The organism is Actinomadura sp. 7K507, from assembly GCF_004348425.1.
In the GTDB taxonomy this organism is placed as follows: Bacteria; Actinomycetota; Actinomycetes; order Streptosporangiales; family Streptosporangiaceae; genus Spirillospora.
The window spans coordinates 1-1,469 of record NZ_SMKK01000524.1 but is presented as its reverse complement, the minus strand read 5'-3'; the positions used below and the strand labels follow the sequence as shown (position 1 = coordinate 1,469).

1 protein-coding gene is annotated in these 1,469 nt (G+C 74.9%); it reads right to left on the bottom strand.

What is annotated here, in order from left to right; all coding sequences use genetic code 11:
- Positions 1–1,469 (bottom strand): complex I subunit 5 family protein (locus E1285_RS45045; RefSeq protein WP_132161029.1); only part of this gene is annotated, 1,469 nt, incomplete at both ends.

Genomic DNA, 1,469 nt, shown 5'->3' with positions numbered 1-1,469 from the left:
GAGCAGCAGGGCGGCGGCGGCCGCGCCGAGGCCGGACGGGGTCCAGGGAGCGGCGGGCGGTGCGTGCGGGTGGGTGACGTGGCCGTCCAGGACGAGCCCGGCGTAGGCGCCGCGGTCGGCGAACACGTGGGCCGCGTCGGCGATGGGCCCGCCGGGCATCAGCCCGGCCAGCAGCCCCGCGGCGAGCAGGACGGCGGCGGGGGCGAGCATGATCCAGGGGATGGACCGCAGCTTCACCGGCGTCTCGGGGTCCTCCTGCCCGGACTGCCCGCCGGCGGGCGCGCCGGACGGGGCCGGGGCGGTGTCGCCGCCGGCGGGGGTGCCGCGGAAGACCACGAGCCACACGCGCAGGACGGCGCCGGCGGTGAGCGCGGCCGCGGCGACCGACAGCGGCATGAACCACCACCAGCCGATCTTCAGGGCGGCGTGCTCGGTGACCGAGTGCCCGGCGAACAGCCCGGACGGCGGCACGCCGGCCAGGCACAGCGCGCCGATCAGGAACGTGGCTCCGGTGACGGGCATGCCGCGTCCGCGGCCGTGCAGGTCGCGGGTGTCGACGCTCTGGTGCCGGTTGAGCAGGGCCCCCGCGGCCAGGAACAGCGCGCCCTTCACCGCGGCGTGCCCGGCCAGGTAGTAGGCGGTGCCGGCGAGCGCCTCGGGGGTGCCGGCGGCGACGCCGAGCAGCAGCAGCCCGGAGTGGCTGATGGTGGAGTAGGCCAGCAGCCGCTTGATGTGGTGCTGCAGGACGCACATCACGGCGCCCAGCACCGCGGCGGCGGCGCCCAGGACGGCGATGGCGCGCAGCGGGACGAGGTCGGCGAACACGGCCCAGTAGGTCCGCGCGATCCCGTACACGCCCAGTTCGATCATGATGCCGGAGAACAGGACGCAGACGGGGGTGGGGGCGACGGCGTGGGCGTCGGCGAGCCAGAAGTGGAAGGGGACCGCGGCGGCCTTGACGAGGTAGCCGGTGCAGATGAGCACGAACGCGGCGGTGGCGAGCGCGTCGGCGTGGGCGCCGGTGCCGGCGGCGAGGCTCTTCCCGGCGGTGGCCAGGCCGAGTTCGCCGGTGCGGCCGTAGACCAGCGCGATGCCGGTGAGGGTGAGGTAGGCGCCGATCGACTGGACGATGCCGAAGTTGAGGGCGCCGTGGACGGTGGAGGGCTCCTCGGAGCGGTAGCCGGTGAGCGCGAACGCGACGACGCTCATCAGCTCGAAGAACACGAACGCGTCGAACAGGTCGCCAGTGTACACGAACGCGCACATCGCCGCCAGGAACAGCAGCATGAGCGCGTGGAAGATCGCCTGGATCTCGGCGAAGTACCGCCAGGAGAACGCGAGCGCGGCCAGGGTGAGGGCGGCGGTGACGCAGGCGAGCCCGGCGGCGAGGGGGTCGGCGGCCAGCGGGATGCCGACGCCGGTGCCGGGGCCCCAGCCGCCGAGCCACACGACCTGGGGGCTGTCTCTTA